Below are 15,594 nucleotides of genomic sequence, written 5' to 3' on the forward strand. Positions count from 1 at the left end.
GCCAATGTCCAGGAACAGGCCACCGGCGAACTCCAGCTCTCCGCTGGCTTCTCAAGCCTCGAAAGCTTCATCCTGCAAGCTTCGGTCAAGCAAAGGAATTTTCGCGGCAAGGGGCAGACGGTGGGGCTCAGCGCCAACCTTTCGTCCTATTCGCGCGGTGTGACGCTGAGCTTCAGCGAGCCCTATCTGTTCGACAACAATGTCTCGCTGGGCCTCGACATCTACCGGCGGGATTCCAACAATAATTACTACAACACCGATAATGGCACGACCTTCCGGCAGGTGACCACCGGCTTCCAGTTGCGCGCAGGCGTGCCGCTCTCCGAGAATGCCTCGCTCATCGGGCGCTACACACTGAATTTCGACGATGTGACGCTGGACGAGAGCACCTATTACAGCGACCGCGTCAATCCCGGCACGCTGGAATGCGACCCCCTGCTCGCCAGCCGTTATCTGTGCGAGGCGGTGGGCACCCGCTCCAGTTCGATCCTGGGCGCATCGCTGGTCTATGACACGCTCGACAACCGCATGCGCCCGACACGCGGCGACAGCATCACCGCAAGCCTGGATGTGGCCGGCCTTGGGGGAACGGAACGCTACGCCAAGTTCCGCCTCAATGCGGCCAAATACTGGCAGCTGTCGCCGGGCTGGGTCTTCTCGCTCTCGGGCGAAGGCGGATACATCAAGGGACTGGGACAGGAAGTCCGCCTGACGGACCGTTTCTTCCTGGGCGATCCCCAGATTCGCGGCTTTGACATTCGCGGCGTCGGCCCGCGCATCCTGCGCGAATATTACACGCTGGACGACGATGGTGTTCCGGTCTGCGGCGATGGCACTTCCGCCGAAACCTGCACGAACAATGGCGGCTATACCTATTACAGCGATCCGGACAATCCGGTGGACGATCCGCTGGGCGGCAATGCCTATTACCTCGGCCGTGCCGAACTGCAGATCCCGCTGGGCACCGGCGCGCGCGAAATGGGGCTGCGCCCCTCGGTGTTCCTCGATGTCGGCTCGGTCTTCGATCTCAAATCGCCCACCCTTTCCGACACCGGATCGAGCTATTTCATCGGCACCCGCGACGATGACGGGAACCAGCTCTACACCCAGATCGATTCCGCCTCGATCGTCGACGGCGTCTGCACGGCGGAGAGCACCTCCTATGTGACCAATGCGGTCAATCCCAACCCGCCGACCTGCCTCGACACCGCCAGCAATACGGCGCTGGGCACGACCTATCCCGGCTTCCGCGAGACCTATCTGGGCAATTCGCCCCTGCCGCGCATTTCCGTAGGGTTCGGGGTCAACTGGAACTCGCCTTTCGGCCCGTTCCGGATCGACGTGGCCAAGGTGCTGTGGAAGCAGCCGGGCGACGATACCAAGACCTTCAGCTTCAACGTGGGCACCCAGTTCTAGGCGGCGTGGACAAATTCCAGCGCGAGCTTTCGTAATCGCTTGTCAGAATTTCAACCGAGAAGCCGCCATTCCGGACACGATGACATTGCGGACATCCCCAATCTCCGCTCGTCCTGAGCCTGTCGGAAGCGAAGCTCAGGATGAGCGGTTGTGGCGAGTGGGATTAGGCTTTTAGTCGATTACCATCGTCATTCCCGCGAAGGCGGGAACCCAGCGGCAACCGTTGATCTGGGTTCCCGCCTTCGCGGGAATGACGAACTGGGGACTGGCAGTTCCCCCAACAGATATGCCGAGTGCCGCCAGTCCGGACACGATAACTTTGCGGTCGTTCAGTTGACTGGTAAAAGTGCGAGATGTGCCGCGCCCCCATAGCCTTACTTGCAATAACGTTGGCGAGCTGCGTTTCGACCTCCAGCCCAACCTCAATCTCAAGGTATGACATGCTCGAAGAGCGGGTGAATGAGGATGTCACCCTCTCCGGCTTCTGGTCCAAGCAGCACGAAGCAACCGGCATTTACTTCGGCAACAGGGTTTTTTCTGACGCGCCGGAAAGCTGTGTCGCTGTCGATGCGACTATCGACGCACCTCATGCGAGCAGGGTGAAGCTTACAGGGACCTTAGAGAAGACTGCTTGTGGCACCGAGCAAATCTGCATCACAGTCTGCCAACCTTACATCCTGAGGAACGCGCAGCAGAAAAAATGATCTTGAAAGGCATCTCCCCACAACAAACTTGCCAATTCTGCCCTTCCGGACACGACAACATTGCGGACGTTGAGAACCATCGTCATAGTCGACAAATGGGTTTCACTGAGCGCACTTTGTATGCATCCGCCGGGGCTTGGCTTGCCGCAGGGTATATTGGTCTACAAAACCTTGACTGGCGCATTGTTTACTACGGTGCTTTTGTTGTCGGCGCGGTTGCAGCGGTTACGCTTTCCCTTAAGCGGCTCAAAAATCGCCGCGTAAAACTGGACGACTGCTAACCACCCCATTCCTGTCATTCAGGCCGCAAGTCGTCCTCCCGGGTTTCAGACGCTCATTCAGGTCCGAATTTGTCCAGGCTGCCTGAGTCAGCTGGACGAACCCGACCTTCAGACAGCTTGCCCGCCTTCGCAATTTCCGCAAATGCGCATGGCGAAGGTGGGAGGAAATCACTTTCCTACATACCGGCAAATGACGTTTATCCTGTGTGATGAACTGCCTGGTCTCAGCCCCGCCATGCGCCCCCGCAATCCCGGCTCGCGACCGCCTCCTTTCGAGACGGCTCACAGCAAGCGCGACTGCCCAAAATGAAAAGTCACACCGAAGATCGCGTCCATCGCTGAAAAACGGCTCGAAACCAGGCCTTGCGGGAGAGTCTCGCCGCAAGTTTCGCTGGCTATTTCGTGTCAACATCGGCCCGGGATTCCCACAAGGAAAAGGGCCCTCCTCTCCACGAGAAGGGCCCTTTCCTTGTGCCTGTATCCGGGGCGTCAGAACTTGACGTTGGCCCCCAGGAAGAAGCGGCGGCCATTGGTGTCGTAATAGGTCGACGTATAGGAGCCGCCAGACAGCAGGCCGGTCGTCGCCGCGCTGTTGTTGGCCGGGTTGTAGTTGGTCAGCGGCGGGGCCCGGTTGAACAGGTTTTCCACGCCGAAGCGGATCGTGAAATTGTCCGCCACGGCATAGCTGCCGTTCAGATGGAAGATATCGTAGGCCGGCGCGCCGACGGTGGTCGTCGCGATTGTGGCTTCGGAGGAATCTTCCACGGCAGGCAGGTGCTGCCACTGCAGGCCAAGCTGAACCTTGCCGACGCTGTAGTTCAGGCTGGTCAGCACGCGATACTGATACGCACCGGAATTGAGCCCGTTCTCGGTCGTGCCGAAAGTGCCGACATAATCGACCATCGGCAGAGTGGGCAGCGCCGCGCTCTTGTACTTGAGCAGGTAGCTGAACACGACGTTCGCCGACAGCGTACCCGGCCCGACATCCATGCCCCAGTCGAGCTGGGTATCGATGCCCTGCACCCGGAAGCGGCCATTATTGGTGTAGGTGGTGTACACCGTGCCCTGCTGGCCGGTCTGGTTGCGTTCGATGTTCTGGCAGAAGGCCGTATCGGCCGCCGCAGAGGCATCGGTGAGCACCAGCGGATTGTAGTTCGGGTCAAGACACTGCTGGAGTGCGGCGGCCACGGTCAGCGGCGCGATCGCATCCTTCACATAGATGTCGTACCAGTCCACCGAAAGCCGCAGGCGCGAGAGCGCCGGGGTTTCGAACGGCGAGTTGAACACCACGCCGGCCGTCCAGGTGTCGGACTTTTCCGTCGTCAGATCGGCATTGCCCACCAGCGTCGGCCAGGCATAGCCGAAGGTGGAGTTCGACTGGGTGCCCGCATAATACAGCGTCTTCGCGTTGGTATCGCCGGAACGATCCATCAGCTGTTCGCAGACCGCGCGCACGGCATTGCCATTGGCATTGGCCGGGTTCGCGGACCAGGAGAGCGGGTTGGCGAGCGAGCAGGGATCGCCGGCGTAGTTCACGCCGAAGGTTTCCTGCGAAGCGAGGTAGAGTTCGCCGATATTGGGCGAACGCTCGGCCCGGTTATAGCCGCCGCGCAGACGCATCCAGTCGTTCACTTCCCAGTCGCCCAGCACCTTGTAGGTGTAGCTGGTGCCGGTGGTGCTGTAGTCCGAGATACGGCCGCCGATTTCGAGGCTGAAGGACTTGACGAAGGGCTTGTCGGCCAGGATCGGCACCAGCAATTCGCCGTAGACTTCCTTGGCATCGTAATAGCCGTAGGAATCCGCGCTCGGATAGATGCCCAGCGCCTGATCCTGGAACGAAGTGCCCTGGCTGGTCAGCGTATCGTTGATGAACTCATATTCCTGCTCGCGATAGCTCGCGCCCAGAGCCACCCGCAATTCGCCCGCCGGAAGGTCGATCAGCTTGCCCTGAAGGTTGGCCTCGACAATCGTCTGGCGCATCGAGGAGCGGTTCTTCAGATCGGCCTTGATCGCATCGAGGCAGTCCTGCGAGAAGCCGCCTTCGGGCTGGATGAAGAAGTTCAGGCCGCTGGTGCAGGTCGCGGTCGAAGCTCCGAAACCGCCATCCTTGGAATTGCCGGTGGCCGAGAAGCCCTCACCGAAATTGCCGGAATTGAGCAGGGTGCGCAGGCGCTCCAGCGAATAGATGCCGGTCTGGCGCGAGGAAGTGACCGATACGCCGTGATTGACGAAGGCTTCCCAGGTCCAGTCCGTGCCGGGGATCGAACCTTCAAGGCCCGCCAGCATGTTGTAGGTCATCACATCGGTGAAGCCCTCGCGATCTTCCGGCATCATGGTCCGCAGTTCGAACGGCGCATCCGGATCGGGACGGCTGTTGAGCAGTTCCCACATATCCGCCGGAAGCTGATCCTGGTCGAGCGTGGTCGGATCGATCGCAACGCTCCAGCCCGAGGTAACCGGTCCCGGTTCCTGGCGGGTATAGGTGCTCACATGGCTGAAGAGGCCCTGCGCGAACACGCCGATCCAGTCATTGATCTCGTAATTGCCGCGAGCGAAGAAATTGTAACGGGTCAACGGCAGGATCAGATAGGAACTGGTGTTGTTCTGCCCCATCGTACCGGCTTCGGTGACCTTGTATTCATAGCCATCGACGTCGCCGGTGAAGCCCTCGAAATAGGGCGTATAGACGCCGCCATTATACCAGGAACCGTTGACGAAGGCCGATCCGTCGGTGTTGGCATAGGCCGTGTAGCCCCCGGCCGGCAGCGAGGAATTGGGGAACATCGACGAGACGGCGGTCGGCAGATTGGCGTAGCCGAAATAGATGCCCGGAGATTCGATGAAGAACTGCGTGCCGCTGACGTTCGTATCGGCCCACAGGTCGCGATACCAGGAACGGTCGCGCTGATAGCTGGCTTCGCGCGTGTTCATCGACATGGCGATGCTGACATTGCCGCGCCCGTCATCGAAATCCGCCCCCATGATGCCGGAGAGCTGGTATTCCAGACCGTCGCCTTCCTGCGTCATGCCCACTTGCCCGTCGAGTTCCAGGCCCTGGACATCCTTCTTCAGGATGAAGTTCGTCACACCGGCGATGGCGTCTGCACCGTAAGTGGCGGATGCACCGCCGGAGATGATCTCCACGCGCTCGATTGCCGCGCTCGGGATCGTGGAGATGTCGACCACGCCCGAGGCGTTGCTCGGCGTGGAGCGCCGGCCGTCAAGCAGCACGAGATTGCGGTTCGAGCCGATGCCGCGCAGCGAGATGGTGGCCGCGCCAGGCGTGTTGGTCGCCGTCGGCTGAATGTCGCCGCCTGCGGTCGGCGTCTGGGCCGGCACGAATTGCGGCAGTTTGTTGAGGTTCACTTCAAGCGCCGCCGTGGCAGAATTCTGCAGCAGGCTCTCGTCAACCGTAACGGTCGGGCTGTTGGATTCGAAATCCTTGCGAAGAATGCGCGAACCGGTGACGATGATTGCCTCGCTCGGCGAAACCTCGTCCTGCCCTGCGGCGGCGGAACCCGCCTCCTGGGCCATCACCGGCTGCGCGACCGCGGCTATGAGCGCGCAAGACGCGCACGATGCAAGGAGCCTGCCGCTATTGGCGACAAGCATGCCTGGAGCAATTCGCATAATTTACCTCCCAGATTTGTATTCTTTTGAGAATCGGTCGTCCGGGACGAACCCTCACGCCCCGGAAGGTCCGCCTTTGTGCGGGCAATTTTTCTGGGATTTTTCGGTAGTTTGCGGGTTGTTGTCATTGCGGTCACGCAGAGGCCACACTCGGAAAGCTTCCGGCATGGATGCGCGAAGCCGCCTGTATGCCTCAAAGCGGCCGCCATGCGACATTCAGGCATTTTCTCGACACGTTTAGAACGTTTGTATTTTGCATTTTTGCGTGGATTGAGGGCATTCCCAAATCCCGCAGGATCGTGCATCTTGGTAATTGGGAGACGTAAAAGGGACGGGAAAAATAATGGCACTAAATGCCGAGGATTCATCATTTATTCGACGAGAAACTGCCGCAAACGATACACAAAGCCGCCTGATCCGCACACTCTGCAAGCTCTGGGGGGAGCATAGTCAGGCAGAGATTTCGGTACGGATGGTGGCGCGCGAGGCCGAGGCATCGGTTTCCGCGATCGATTATCATTTCGGCAGTCTGGAACATCTGTTCGCACATGCTCAGAATGTCGCGTTGCAGCGCGCCAGCGACTGGATGGAAGGCGTTTTCAACGAATTGCGGGACTATCCGCTGGCCGATCTGCCACTGACAGCCCGCGCTTCATTGCTGGCCGCGCTGATCGAGCAATGGACCGGCGAACGCAGGCCGCTGGCGCTGGCCTGGCGGGAAGCCCATGCCGCAGCGCTTGCCCAGCCGGATCACTTCGGGCCCCATCTCGAATGGACGGCCTTGTGGCGCCGCTTCTGGACGAGGATGTGCAGCGAGTTCCATTTCGCCAGCAATCCGGAATTTCTGTGGCTGTTCTTCGACGGCGAGGCCAGCCAGCACCTGATCCGCTGGCACAGCCTGCTGGACCGTGCATTGCTGGACGAAACGGCGCTGGCACTATTCCAGTTCGCCGATGCGCCTTGCAAACCATCCTCCACCGTCCGCATCGGCTATCAGGACCTGGCGGAACGCGAGTACCGGCTCGTCTTCGGCGCGAAGGAGGAATTTACCCCAATTGACGATGCCGCCGCTGCGCTACTTTCGGAAAGTGGCCTGGCGTCGCTGACATTTCGCTCGGTCGCTCACAGAGCCGGGACGACTCTGGGTGCGGTCTCCTATCATTTCGGCTCCAAGTCCAAGATGCTGCGCCTTGCCCTTCAGCGGATCTACGAAGGCAGTTCCGGCAAACCAACTCTGGAGCAAATAGAAGCCATGCCCTCAGATCCGAGAGAGGCAAAACTGGGCCTGATCCACGGTGTTATCGGCGGGACGGATCCCTTGCTGAGAGCGCTCGACGAGATCATTCTCAACCTCAGTCGGGGAGAGAGCGACAAGGCACTGGGCGGCGTGATCCGGGGTTTTCGCGACCCGGTCGGCGAAGGTATTCTCGGCAAATTGCTGGGTACGCCGGAACTCGTTTCCCCTGCCCTGGTCGCCGTGTTGTCGTCTGTGATCCGCGGGTTCGGTCATTGCAGCGCGGGAATGGTTCGAGAGGACGCCGTTGCACTTGGCGACAAGGCGCTCGGAATGTTCGCGATCAAGGAACGCAGCCCGGCCTGATCGGACCGCGAAACCCAAATCCCGGAAGGGGCCGAATCCAGCGTGCCACATGCTGGCAGGCGCGGGTCCTTCCGGGAAGGTAATTCACGCCTTTCTGTGCGGAGAAGCGGAATAATCGTTCCGTTTCAAGACTCAGGTTGTCCAAACCCCTTGCACCTTCAATCCAAGTATGAACATGCTTCTTTTCGAAACCGGATCCATCAAGTTCATAAATTTGGCAGAGACTTCGGCGTACGGATGCTTAATCAACCGGTCTATATCGGCGACGCCCAAGGCGAAGGTCATCACATAACGTTGACGCTCTTCGATACAGGGGCGCTCGTAATCGCATCCTTCAATCCGGATACCGGCAATCGCGGACAAATCGTGATGCAGCCCGACCAATGGCGGGCTGCCATGAAGATGCTTGTCGATTCCTACGGCATCGCTGCCTGCCCATATTATGACGGTCATCAGAGCTGTCAGGCATCCTGAAAAGGGCCCTGGGCACAGCCGTTTTGACGGAGCGCCAATTTACGAAAATCCGCGCAGGACTAGGCGGCGCCCGTAAGACCGGCAGCGCCGGGAAAAACACCTGAACTCTTTGACTGATGAAATTTCAGTCACGAACCAGCCGCCTAATCAATCGAACTTTTCGGAATTTGTATTAATCTATTCATACGAAGGATGGAGCAGGAAACCCATAAACTCCGTTTCGATTTGAATTATCCCATGTTTCACAGGGTGATACACGCCCGCAACACGTCTCGATGACCGAATTTGATTGATACGTTATCGTATATAAGAGGCGCTAACCACTTGTTATTCATACGTAGGATGAGTGTTCACTTGTAAATAGAGGGACGCACTCTTAGGCTGACGGGATGGTTGAGAACTGGATAATCCGGAATTTGGTCCCGAACTGCCGGGATTTTCTCGCTGACCGCACCATGGTGAAGCCGATTCACTCTGGCGAAGTGCTTTTTGAAGCCGGGGCCCCGATCCAGAGCGTCATCTTCCCGCTGGACGGGCTGGTTTCCTTGCGCAGTGTCCTCAAGGACGGCCGCATGATCGAAAACGTTGCCCTGGGTCGTGATTCCATGATCGGGGGCCTGTCCGTGCTCGGCCAAAGGCGGGCTGGGGGCACTGCGCTGGCGGCGATTTCGGGCCGGGCCGCATGGCTGTCGCTCGGCGATTTCCAGACCGCGATGGAGATGGATCCGGCATTCCGACCGGCGGTTTTCGGCTGCGTTTCCCAGCTCACACGGCGCCTGATGCAGAATGTGGTCTGCGCGGCGGCCCATTCGGCCACGCAGCGGATCGCCAGTTGGCTGCTCCACGCGGATGACCGGATGACGGAACGCAGCTTCGACATTACTCAGCGCATGCTGGCGGACATCTTCAGCCTGCGGCCCGCTACCGTGAGCGATTCCTGCAACAAACTGCTTTCCGTTGGTGCAATCCACTATTCGCGCGGCAAGCTGTCCGTCATGGACCGGCACCTGCTCGAATCCCTCGCCTGCGAATGCTATGAAGCGGTTCGCACTCAGGAACCGAAAGACTGCGTGCAGCACGCTCACGCGCATAGCGCCTGAACCGCACTCCTCGACTTCCGGCTTACACTGCAGTTGAGAGCAACTTGCGCTCTGCCTGCGTGACTGTCTCAAGGCTTCCTTCGCCTGCGACCGCCTTGCCCACAAGGATCAGCGCCGGGCCATCCCCCAGTCCCGCGCGCGCCGCGAGCGGCAGGAGATCCAGCCGGGTGGACAGGCTTCGTCCATGCGGCAGACTTGCATTTTCGACGAGCGTGACCGGGGTATCGCCGGGCATACCCGCCGCGATCAGCTTGGCAGAAACCTCGCGCGCGGCAGCTTTGCCCATATAGATTACCAGTGTCGCCTGCGGATCGGCAAGGCTGGCCCAATCAAGATCAAGCGCCTCGCCCGCGCGGGCATGGGCAGTCACGAACACCAGCTTGCGCGCCATGCCCCGCAACGTCAGGGAAATGCCCAGATCGGCCGCCGCCGCACTCGCCGCGGTAATGCCGGGACAGATGCGAACCGGAATCCCATGGGTGCGACAGGCGGCCATTTCCTCCGCCGCCCGAGCGAAGATCGCCGGATCGCCCCCTTTGAGCCGCACGACCTTCTCGCCTGCAAGGGCGGCTTCGACGATCAGTGCGTCGATCGTCTTCTGGTCTTTCGAATGGCGTCCAGAACGTTTGCCCACCGCCACGCGGCGGACATGACGCGGGATCAGGTCGAGCACTCCCTGCCCCACCAGGGCATCGTAGAAGACGATGCTCGCTTCGCCGAGCAGACGCTCGGCCTTTTTCGTCAGCAGTTCCGGATCGCCCGGCCCCGCACCGACAAGCCAGACACTGCCCTGTTCAAACCCGGTCATTGCGCAGCCTCCTTCAGCGCCGAGCGCGCTTCTTCCAACAGGCGGGCGATGGCCGGCCTGCATGATCCGCAATTTGTGCCCGCGCCGGTACAGCTTCCGACCTGCGCGACGCTTGCGGCACCGCCTGCAATCGCCGCAAGCACGGCCTGTTCGCCCACATCGTGACAGATGCAGACCAACGGCCCCTTGTCCGCCATCGGCGCGGCAGGTCGTCCGGCGAGGAGTTCAGCCACACTGGCGTCGGCCTGGCCCAGCTGCCGCTCCAGCCAGTCGCGTCGGGGCAGTTCGCCGCTGCGGGTGACGAACAGAGCGGCGATCAACGCGCCCTCCTCATCCAGGACCGCGATGCGCTGCATGCCGCGTGTCCGGTCTATGGCCTCGCAGCACTTTCCTGCGGGCAGGAGCGCCGCGAGATCGGCCTCGCCCTGCCCTGCCAGTTCGGTCAGCCAGCCATGCTTCACCCGCGCACGGACCCAATATGGCACCTGCGGCATCACCGGTTCCCGGGTGAACAGGAAGGCGCGCCAGTCCGGCTCGACGGCCGCTACCCGCGCAGGCGTATCCTTGAAGCCGGGCTGGCCCGAGACAGGGTCGACAAGGCTCTGCGCGAGCCTGCCAGTGCGTCCGGCACCGGCCATCGCATCCGTCCAGTGCATCGGTACGAAAATCTGCCCCCGCTCCTGCCCGTCGCTGATCGCGACCCGATAGGTCGCTTCTCCATAGGCGGTGTCGACGCACGCCAAGCCACCTTCTCTTAGGCCATGTTGCATCGCGTCAGTCGGATGGATTTCCAGCAGCGGTTCGCGCCGATGGAGCGATAGCTTCGCGCTCAGCCCCGTGCGGGTCATGGTGTGCCACTGATCGCGATAGCGCCCAGTGTTGAGGCGCAATGGCCAATCCGCGCTAACCACGCGCTGCCCCACAGGGGCAGTCTCGATCAGGCGTGCCTTGCCATCAGGCGTGGGAAACCGGTTCTCGAACGGATGGTGCCCACCCCATTGGAACGGCTCCATCGTGTCATACTGCAGGCGCGTCACGTCGGACCAACGGGTCAGGTCCAGCAGCTTGCCGTGTTTACGCGAAAGCGCCGTCATGGCGGCATATTCTCGGAAGATGGCCGCTGGATGTGGAAACGCGAAAGCATCGCCATGGCCGAGCCGAACCGCAACATCGCAAACGATCCGCCAGTCCGCCCGCGCTTCTCCGGGTGGAGCGAAAAGCGGGCGCTGACGGCTGATGCGCCGTTCCGAATTGGTGACGGTGCCGTCCTTCTCCCCCCAGGCCAGTGCGGGCAAACGGATATGGGCAAAGCGGCCTGTGTCAGTATCGGCAATCGCGTCGGATACGACGACAGTCGGACAGCGTGCCAGCGCTTCGCGCACGAAGCCGGCATCGGGCATAGAGACCGCCGGATTGGTGGCCATCACCCAGAGGAACTTGATCCGGCCCTCATGCACAGCGCGAAACAGATCGACTGCTTTCAGTCCCGGTTCCGAGCACAAGGCAGGCGCCTGCCAGAACCACTCGACATCGCGGCGCTCGGCTTCAGAAAAACCCAGATGGCAAGCCAACATATTGGCAAGCCCGCCAACCTCGCGCCCGCCCATTGCATTGGGCTGGCCGGTGATGCTGAATGGCCCAGCGCCCGAACGATTGATCCGCCCGGTGGCGAGGTGGAGATTGACGATCGCATTGCCCTTGTCCGTGCCGGCAACGGACTGGTTCACCCCCTGGCTGAACAAAGTGACCATGCGCGGATGCGCCGCAACGAGATCGGCCAGCGCCTCGAACTGCTCCGAGGCTATGCCGCCCGCAGGATCGCCTGACGCCAGCCTTTCCCAGAAACCCTCGGGCACTACGCAGCGATCAGTCAGGAAGCCACGATCGAGACTGCCTCTCTTGTCCATCTCGGCCAGCAGCGCGTTGAAAAGCGCTGTATCTCCGTCAGGCGTAACGGCGATGTGAAGGTCCGCCCGTTCTGCTGTCTCAGTGCGGCGGGGATCGATCACGACCAGCCGCGTCCCCCGCTGCTGACGGGCCTTCTCGATCCGCTGCCAGACCACCGGATGGCACCAAGCCGTATTCGATCCGACCAGCAGGATCAGATCGGCCTCATCCAGATCGGCATAGGAACAGGGCACCACATCCTCGCCAAAGGCGCGATTATGCGCGGCGACCGCGCTCGCCATGCAAAGGCGGGAATTGGTGTCGATATTGGCGCTGCCGATGAAGCCCTTCATCAGCTTGTTGGCGACGTAATAATCCTCGCTCAGCAACTGGCCCGAGACGTAGAACGCGACACTATCCGGCCCGTGCTCGTCAATCGTGGCCTTCAGCCGACCGGCGACCTCGTCCAGCGCCGTGTCCCAGGAGACCTGGCTGTCCCCGATCATCGGATGGAGCAGGCGCCCCTCCAGCCCAGTTGTTTCGGCCAGATGCGTCCCCTTGGAACAGAGCGCGCCGCGATTGGCGGGATGTTCGGCATCCCCCTTGATCTCGACGGTACGCCCCTCGCCGGGCCGGGCAGCTATGCCGCAACCCACGCCGCAATAGGGGCAGGTGGTGCGGATCGCGCCCATCCCGCTCAGGCCGCCTTTGTCTCGACAGCGCGCCCCATCACGGCCTCCCGCAACAGGAACATCCGCCCGGCATCCACCTTGAGCGGAATGGTGGGCACACAGCCCTTGTCATCGCCCAAGGCCTCCCCGGTCTTGAGCGAGATGTTCCAATTGTGGAGAGGGCAGGTCACTACCGCGCCGTGAACGATCCCCTGGCTGAGCGGGCCCTGCTTGTGCGGGCATTTGTTGACCAGCGCATAGCAATCGCCCGTCATGGTGCGGAACACGGCGATTTCTTCACCGCCTTCAACCGGCAAGGTACGGGCGGTGCCGGGTTCGATCTGCGTAACCGGGCCGATATCCAGCCATTTTCCGATCATTGGGCGGGCTCCATCTGCAAGGGGCGGACCTGGGCGATGTGGGCGTGGAGATCGGCGCGCTTGCCGCCTGCCCGCTCCGCCCAGGGATCGCGCTGGGAGTATTTCTGGGAAATGCGGAACCGCGCGGCGAGCTTGCGGACTTCCTCCGGATCGCCGAGCCGCTGGCGCACACTTTCAATGCCCACGCGCTCGATCCAGGGTGCGGTGCGTTCAAGGTAGTGCGCTTCTTCGCGGTAGAGCTGGATGAAGGCGCCGCACATCTCCATCGCCTGCTCCTCGGTCTCCACCTTGGTCAGCAGGTCAGTGCCGCGCAGGTGTATGCCCCCATTGCCGCCGACATGGAGTTCGTAACCGCTATCGACGCAGATCACGCCGAAGTCCTTGATCGTCGCCTCCGCGCAATTGCGCGGGCAGCCGCTCACGGCGATCTTGAACTTGTGCGGCATCCAGCTGCCCCAGGTCGCCTGCTCGATCCTGACGCCCAGCCCGGTGGAATCCTGCGTACCGAAGCGGCACCATTCACTGCCTACGCAGGTCTTCACCGTGCGCAAGGCCTTGCCATAGGCGTGGCCCGAAACCATCCCCGCCGCATTGAGATCGGCCCAGATCGCGGGCAGGTCTTCCTTGCGGATGCCGAACAGGTCGATCCGCTGTCCGCCCGTCACCTTCACCGTGCGTGCGCCGAATTTCTCGGCCGCATCGGCAATGGCGCGCAGCTCCTTCGGGTTGGTCAACCCGCCCCACATGCGCGGAACGACCGAATAGGTGCCGTCTTTCTGGATGTTCGCGTGGAGCCGTTCATTGACGAAGCGGCTCTTCTGATCGTCCTCATATTCACCGGGCCAGGCACAGAGGAGGTAGTAATTGAGTGCCGGGCGGCAGGAGGCGCAGCCATCGGGCGTGGTCCAGTGCAGTTCCTGCATCACTTGCGGGATCGCCCGCAGTTCCTTCTCCAGGATCAGGCGGCGCACATCGTCGTGAGTGAAGCTGGTGCATTTGCACATCGTCTTCGGGCCGGACTTCACATCATCCCCAAGCGTCAGTGCGAGCAGGCTCTCCACCAACCCCGTACAGCTGCCGCAGCTTGCCGACGCCTTGCAGGTGGAGCGGACCGCGTCGAGGCTGTGCGCCCCGCCCGCGATACAGGCGACGACCTGTCCCTTGGAAACGCCGTTGCAGCCGCAGATCTCTGCATCGTCCGAAAGGGCGGCAACGGCGGCATTAGGGTCCGCAAGGGCACCCCCCAATGCAAAGGCCTGGCCGAAGACCAGCGCCTCGCGGATGTCGGCAATGTCCTCGCCCTTCTTCAGCAGGTCGAAATACCAGCTGCCATCGGCCGTATCTCCGTAGAGCACGGCGCCGATTACACGGTTATCGCGCACCACCACCCGCTTGTAGACCCCGCGCGCGGCATCGCGCATGACGATGTCCTCGCTCCCGTCGCTGCCGGAGAAGTCTCCGGTCGAAAACAGGTCGATTCCGGATACCTTAAGTTTAGTTGAGGTTATCGATCCAGCATAGCCAGTCGGTTGATTTACAAGGAAATCTGCCAGAGAGCGGCACATCTCCCACAGGGGTGCGACGAGACCATAGCAGGTGCCGCGATGCTGCACGCATTCGCCCACCGCAAGGATCGCCGGGTCGGAAGTGACCATGTGATCGTCCACCACGATGCCGCGCTCGACCTCGATCCCCGACGATCTGGCGAGCATTGTGCTCGGCCGGATGCCTACTGCCATCACCACCAGATCGGCCGGGATTTCACGCCCGTCCTTCAAGCGGATACCGGCGACATGTCCGTCATTTTCGAGGATCGATTCCGTATCCGCGCCGGTCAGGATCACTTGCCCGCGCCGTTCCAACTCATCTTTCAGAAGCCACCCGGCCGCCTCATCGAGTTGGCGCTCCATCAGCGTGGGCATCAGGTGAACAACGGTGACCCTCATGCCCCGGAGCGAAAGGCCATGCGCAGCCTCCAGCCCCAGGAGGCCACCGCCAATCACAACGGCACGCCCTGCTTCTCCATCCGCCCCGCCGGCATCGGCAGCGGCCAGCATCTTCTCCACATCGTCGAGATCGCGGAAGGTGACGACACCCGGCAAATCCTTGCCCGGCACCGGAATGATGAAGGGATCGGAGCCGGTAGCGATTATCAGCCGGTCATAGGGCTCACTGCGCCCCGAAGCGGCAATCACCGTCTGCGTCTCGCGGTCGATCCGCTCCACCGGATCGCCGGACACCAGCATGATCCCGTTATCCGCGTACCATTCGGCGGGATTGATCACGATATCCTCAAACTGCTTTTCGCCCGCCAGAACCGGCGAAAGCATGATCCGGTTGTAATTGACCCGAGGCTCCGCGCCGAAGATCGTGATCTCGAAACGCGCGGGATCGCGGGCGAGCAGTTCCTCGACTGCCCGGCACCCGGCCATGCCGTTGCCGATGACGACCAGCCTCTCGCGCCCTCCCCTGTCGAAATTCTGCGGTGCGTTCACTCTTCCGATCCTCCAGCCCGCCCGGGGCCAAAAGCGCACGCAAAAAAGCCGCCAAGTCTCGCCCCGAGGGACATGACTGGCGGCACCGTTGCCACGCTATGTTGAGTTCAAAACGGCTACGTTGGTTCGCCCTTCCTTGGGCGGCGCG

General features: G+C 61.4%; 11 protein-coding genes. 5 read left to right on the forward strand and 6 right to left on the reverse strand.

What is annotated here, in order from left to right:
• From WFP36_RS12245 to WFP36_RS12255, 3 genes are all read left to right on the forward strand, one after another.
• A partial coding sequence (locus tag WFP36_RS12245; protein ID WP_336980796.1) for a BamA/TamA family outer membrane protein occupies positions 1–1,416 on the forward strand: 1,416 nt, incomplete at its 5' end.
• Positions 1,417–1,856: 440 nt separating this feature from the next.
• Positions 1,857–2,120 (forward strand): hypothetical protein, encoded by a 264-nt coding sequence (locus WFP36_RS12250; protein WP_336980797.1) that lies wholly within the window; start codon positions 1,857–1,859, stop codon positions 2,118–2,120.
• 95 nt (positions 2,121–2,215) lie between these two features.
• Positions 2,216–2,401, forward strand: coding sequence for a hypothetical protein (locus tag WFP36_RS12255; RefSeq protein WP_336980798.1), 186 nt, complete (start codon positions 2,216–2,218; stop codon positions 2,399–2,401).
• Between the two features lie 489 nt (positions 2,402–2,890).
• Here the strand turns inward: WFP36_RS12255 and WFP36_RS12260 are convergent, their stop codons facing one another.
• Entirely contained in the window at positions 2,891–5,935 is a 3,045-nt protein-coding gene (locus WFP36_RS12260) for a TonB-dependent receptor plug domain-containing protein (protein WP_336980799.1), read from the reverse strand.
• 571 nt (positions 5,936–6,506) lie between these two features.
• Between WFP36_RS12260 and WFP36_RS12265 the strand changes: the two genes are divergently transcribed.
• Positions 6,507–7,631 (forward strand): TetR/AcrR family transcriptional regulator, encoded by a 1,125-nt coding sequence (locus WFP36_RS12265; RefSeq protein ID WP_336980800.1) that lies wholly within the window; start codon positions 6,507–6,509, stop codon positions 7,629–7,631.
• A 132-nt stretch (positions 7,632–7,763) separates the two neighbouring features.
• On the opposite strand, the gene WFP36_RS12270 is transcribed toward WFP36_RS12265, so the two are convergent.
• The gene (locus WFP36_RS12270; protein WP_336980801.1) at positions 7,764–8,084 is read right to left on the reverse strand and encodes a hypothetical protein; all 321 of its coding nucleotides are present in this window, start codon (positions 8,082–8,084) and stop codon (positions 7,764–7,766) included.
• Between the two features lie 476 nt (positions 8,085–8,560).
• Here WFP36_RS12270 and WFP36_RS12275 point away from each other — a divergent pair, with 476 nt between their 5' ends.
• Positions 8,561–9,205, forward strand: coding sequence for a Crp/Fnr family transcriptional regulator (locus WFP36_RS12275; protein WP_336980802.1), 645 nt, complete (start codon positions 8,561–8,563; stop codon positions 9,203–9,205).
• Between the two features lie 22 nt (positions 9,206–9,227).
• On the opposite strand, the gene cobA is transcribed toward WFP36_RS12275, so the two are convergent.
• From cobA to nirB, 4 genes are read right to left on the reverse strand one after another with little or no spacing between them, the layout of a single operon-like run.
• A complete protein-coding gene (cobA, locus tag WFP36_RS12280; protein WP_336980803.1) occupies positions 9,228–10,013 on the reverse strand; it encodes a uroporphyrinogen-III C-methyltransferase in 786 nt (261 codons plus the stop codon).
• Entirely contained in the window at positions 10,010–12,592 is a 2,583-nt protein-coding gene (locus WFP36_RS12285) for a nitrate reductase (protein WP_336980804.1), read from the reverse strand. Before WFP36_RS12285 ends, cobA begins: the two co-directional genes overlap by 4 nt.
• A 5-nt stretch (positions 12,593–12,597) precedes the next feature.
• A complete protein-coding gene (gene nirD, locus WFP36_RS12290) occupies positions 12,598–12,951 on the reverse strand; it encodes a nitrite reductase small subunit NirD (RefSeq protein ID WP_336980805.1) in 354 nt (117 codons plus the stop codon).
• On the reverse strand, positions 12,948–15,446 hold the full coding sequence (gene nirB / locus WFP36_RS12295) for a nitrite reductase large subunit NirB (RefSeq protein ID WP_336980806.1): 2,499 nt from the start codon (positions 15,444–15,446) through the stop codon (positions 12,948–12,950). Before nirB ends, nirD begins: the two co-directional genes overlap by 4 nt.
• Positions 15,447–15,594 lie beyond the last annotated feature (148 nt).

This window comes from Fulverythrobacter fulvus, from assembly GCF_037154085.1.
GTDB classification, from domain to species: domain Bacteria; phylum Pseudomonadota; class Alphaproteobacteria; order Sphingomonadales; family Sphingomonadaceae; genus Andeanibacterium; species Andeanibacterium fulvum.

Coding starts and splice junctions, on each gene's coding strand:
- cobA (WP_336980803.1), bottom strand. CDS start 10,013: ATGACCGGGTTTGAACAGGGCAGTGTCTGGCTTGTCGGTGCGGGGCCG.
- WFP36_RS12260 (WP_336980799.1), bottom strand. CDS start 5,935: ATGGCCCAGGAGGCGGGTTCCGCCGCCGCAGGGCAGGACGAGGTTTCG.
- WFP36_RS12285 (WP_336980804.1), bottom strand. CDS start 12,592: ATGGGCGCGATCCGCACCACCTGCCCCTATTGCGGCGTGGGTTGCGGC.
- nirD (WP_336980805.1), bottom strand. CDS start 12,951: ATGATCGGAAAATGGCTGGATATCGGCCCGGTTACGCAGATCGAACCC.
- WFP36_RS12250 (WP_336980797.1), top strand. CDS start 1,857: ATGCTCGAAGAGCGGGTGAATGAGGATGTCACCCTCTCCGGCTTCTGG.
- WFP36_RS12255 (WP_336980798.1), top strand. CDS start 2,216: ATGGGTTTCACTGAGCGCACTTTGTATGCATCCGCCGGGGCTTGGCTT.
- WFP36_RS12275 (WP_336980802.1), top strand. CDS start 8,561: ATGGTGAAGCCGATTCACTCTGGCGAAGTGCTTTTTGAAGCCGGGGCC.
- WFP36_RS12270 (WP_336980801.1), bottom strand. CDS start 8,084: ATGACCGTCATAATATGGGCAGGCAGCGATGCCGTAGGAATCGACAAG.